Raw genomic sequence first — 3,598 nt, 5'->3', positions numbered from 1 at the left:
ATGGTTGCGGGAGTAGGATTTGAACCTACGACCTTCAGGTTATGAGCCTGACGAGCTACCGGGCTGCTCCATCCCGCGGAACCGGGCCAAGATTTGTTGGCCTGAGTTGCCTCAGCGTTGGAATTGTGAGGCGTATAGTGTGTCATCGTCGAGAGATACAAACACGGGGTCGTTTATTAGGTTTGGCGATGACCTACTCTCCCACACCTTAAGATGCAGTACCATCGGCGCTACGGTGCTTAACGGCCGGGTTCGGGATGGGACCGGGTGTTTCACTCGTGCTATGATCACCAAACCGAATAAACGGCCTCGTGTATTCCAAGTCAGTACATCTTGCGTTTTCACTTTATGGGTTACTCGCGCAGTATCGTGTAATGTGTGTATGACTGATGGATCGCAGTATAAAGCGGTACCGCTACGCTACTTGAGCGCGGCAAAGTCTTGCTTTTACTGGATCAAATCAAGCCTATCGGACAATTAGTACCGGTCAACTGAATGCATTGCTGCACTTACATCTCCGGCCTATCGACGAGGTGGTCTACCTCGGTCCTCAGGGATACCTTGTTTTGAGGGGGGCTTCCCGCTTAGATGCCTTCAGCGGTTATCCTGTCCGAACATAGCTACCCAGCACTGCCGTTGGCACGACAACTGGTCCACCAGTGGTTCGTTCACCCCGGTCCTCTCGTACTAGGGGCAACTCCTCTCAAGTATCCTACACCCACGGCAGATAGGGACCGAACTGTCTCACGACGTTCTAAACCCAGCTCACGTACCTCTTTAAACGGCGAACAGCCGTACCCTTGGGACCTGCTCCAGCCCCAGGATGAGATGAGCCGACATCGAGGTGCCAAACACTGCCGTCGATATGGACTCTTGGGCAGTATCAGCCTGTTATCCCCGGCGTACCTTTTATCCGTTGAGCGATGGCCCTTCCACTCGGGACCACCGGATCACTATGGCCGTCTTTCGACTCTGCTCGACTTGTCAGTCTCGCAGTCAGGCTGGCTTCTGCCATTGCACTCAACGAGCGATTTCCGACCGCTCTGAGCCAACCTTCGCGCGCCTCCGTTACGCTTTAGGAGGCGACCGCCCCAGTCAAACTACCCGCCACGCAGGGTCCCGGATCCGGATAACGGACCGCGGTTAGACATCAAGCAGAATAAGGGTGGTATCTCAAGGGAGGCTCCACCGCAACTGGCGTCACGGTTTCAAAGCCCACCACCTATCCTGCACATATTGTGCCTGATGCCAGTGCGAAGCTGTAGTAAAGGTGCACGGGGTCTTTCCGTCTAACCGCGGGAAACCTGCATCTTGACAGGTAATTCAATTTCGCTGAGTCGATGTTGGAGACAGCGGGGAAGTCGTTACGCCATTCGTGCAGGTCGGAACTTACCCGACAAGGAATTTCGCTACCTTAGGACCGTTATAGTTACGGCCGCCGTTTACCTGGGCTTCAATTCGGAGCTCTCACCCCTCCTTTTAACCTTCAGGCACCGGGCAGGCGTCAGACCCTATACGTCGTCTTGCGACTTCGCAGAGCCCTGTGTTTTTAGTAAACAGTCGCCACCCCCTGGTTTGTGCCCCCAGTCAATACTTGCGTAGAAACTGGGCCTCCTTCTCGCGAACTTACGGAGGTATTTTGCCGAGTTCCTTCAACATCGTTCTCTCAAGCGCCTTGGTATTCTCTACCAGTCCACCTGTGTCGGTTTAGGGTACGATCTAGCGATGGAGCTATTTCCAGGAACCTCTAAGCAGCCCATTCAATCCAATAAGGATGAACTACCCTCGAGATCCGTCACTTCCATCTGGCCCAGGAATATTAACCTGGTTCCCATCGACTACGCCTTTCGGCCTCGCCTTAGGGGTCGGCTTACCCTGCTCAGATTAGCTTTAAGCAGGAACCCTTGGACTTTCGGCGAGAGTGTCTCTCACACTCTTTGTCGCTACTCATGTCATCATTCTCACTAGTGATCTCTCCACCGGATCGCTCACGCGCCAGCTTCACAGAAAGCACCATATCCTCCAAGGCATTCCGAAGAATGCTAAAGAGGAAAGGTACTATGTCACACTACGCTCTGCTACCATGCACTATGTGCATCCTAGACTTCGGCTCATGGCTTGAGCCCCGTTACATCTTCGCCGCAGGACAACTTATTTAGACCAGTGAGCTGTTACGCTATCTTTAAAGGATGGCTGCTTCTAAGCCAACCTCCTGGTTGTTTTGGTCGTCCCACCTGCTTTCCCACTTAGCCATGAATTAGGGGCCTTAGTCGTAGGTCAGGGTTGTTTCCCTCTCCACTACGGACGTTAGCATCCGCAGTGTGTCTGCCATCTAGTACTCCCGGGTATTCGGAGTTTGGTTAGGATCAGTAAGCCTGTGGGGCCCCATTACCCATCCAGTGCTCTACCCCCCGGGGTATTCGGATGACGCTCTACCTAAATAGATTTCGCAGAGAACCAGCTATCTCCGAGTTTGATTGGCCTTTCACCCCTAGGCACAACTCATCCCGATCTTTTTCAACAGATGTGGGTTCGGACCTCCAGTAAGTGTTACCTTACCTTCATCCTGGTCATGCCTAGATCACTCGGTTTCGGGTCTGATCCACCTAACTCATTCGCCCTATTAAGACTCGCTTTCGCTGCGCCTACACCTAACGGCTTAAGCTTGCTAGATAGACCAAGTCGATGACCCATTATACAAAAGGTACGCTGTCAGGCCGCAAGGGCCCTCCAACTGATTGTAGGCGTTCGGTTTCAGGTACTGTTTCACTCCCCTCGTCGGGGTGCTTTTCACCTTTCCCTCACGGTACTGGTTCACTATCGGTCAGTAAGGAGTACTTAGCCTTCGAAGGTGGTCCTCCGATGTTCAGACAGAATTTCACGTGTTCCGCCCTACTTAATACGTCCGATCATGCTTCTTATACGGGACTGTCACCCACTATGGTTGGCCATTCCAGACCATTCTAATCACAATCACAGCTCGGCTGGTCCCCGTTCGCTCGCCGCTACTAGGGGAGTATCTATTGATTTCCTTTCCTCCGGGTACTTAGATGTTTCAGTTCCCCGGGTTTGCTCTTTTAAACCTATGTATTCAGTCTAAAAGTACCTGGTTCAACTCCCTAGTGATAGCGTTAGCTATCAATAGAAAACTGTCAGGTGGGTTCCCCCATTCAGAAATTCATGGATCAAAGCTTATTCTCAGCTCCCCATGACTTATCGCAGAGTATCACGTCTTTCATCGCCTCTTACTGCCAAGGCATTCACCAAACGCCCTTCTCGCGCTTGATTTGATCCAGAAAAAGAAAGACTGGTTAGTGTCCTATCGCTTCGCTATTTGAGGACGTTTGACCGACCACAATCAGCTTGTGATAAAACCCAGATCGTTCGCGACCCTCTCAGCTGGTAACTAAAAGTGGGCCTTTATTCTGAACCAAAAGTCATACATTTTTTCCCGCTCTTCATCTTGGAATCCAAACTGCCGATGGTCATCGGCCCCGTCTGGAAGATGAAGAACAATTTGAGCAATCTCGCGATTGCTCGGGTTAGTGTACTTGACTTGGACAACTCTGTTCATTTCAGTCGGCAGACACATACGTGG

1 tRNA gene and 2 rRNA genes are annotated in these 3,598 nt (G+C 51.8%); all 3 read right to left on the bottom strand.

From position 1 onward, the window contains the following. Position 1: 1 nt before the first annotated feature. Positions 2 to 78: transfer RNA gene (locus BUC32_RS19790), tRNA-Met, on the bottom strand. Between the two features lie 102 nt (positions 79 to 180). Then, positions 181 to 295 (bottom strand): 5S ribosomal RNA (gene rrf / locus BUC32_RS19785). 161 nt (positions 296 to 456) lie between these two features. Next, a 23S ribosomal RNA gene (locus BUC32_RS19780) occupies positions 457 to 3,288 on the bottom strand. Positions 3,289 to 3,598 lie beyond the last annotated feature (310 nt).

It is taken from the genome of Shimia gijangensis, from assembly GCF_900142085.1.
GTDB classification, from domain to species: Bacteria; Pseudomonadota; Alphaproteobacteria; order Rhodobacterales; family Rhodobacteraceae; genus Shimia; species Shimia gijangensis.
This window is presented reverse-complemented; position numbering and strand designations above follow the sequence as displayed.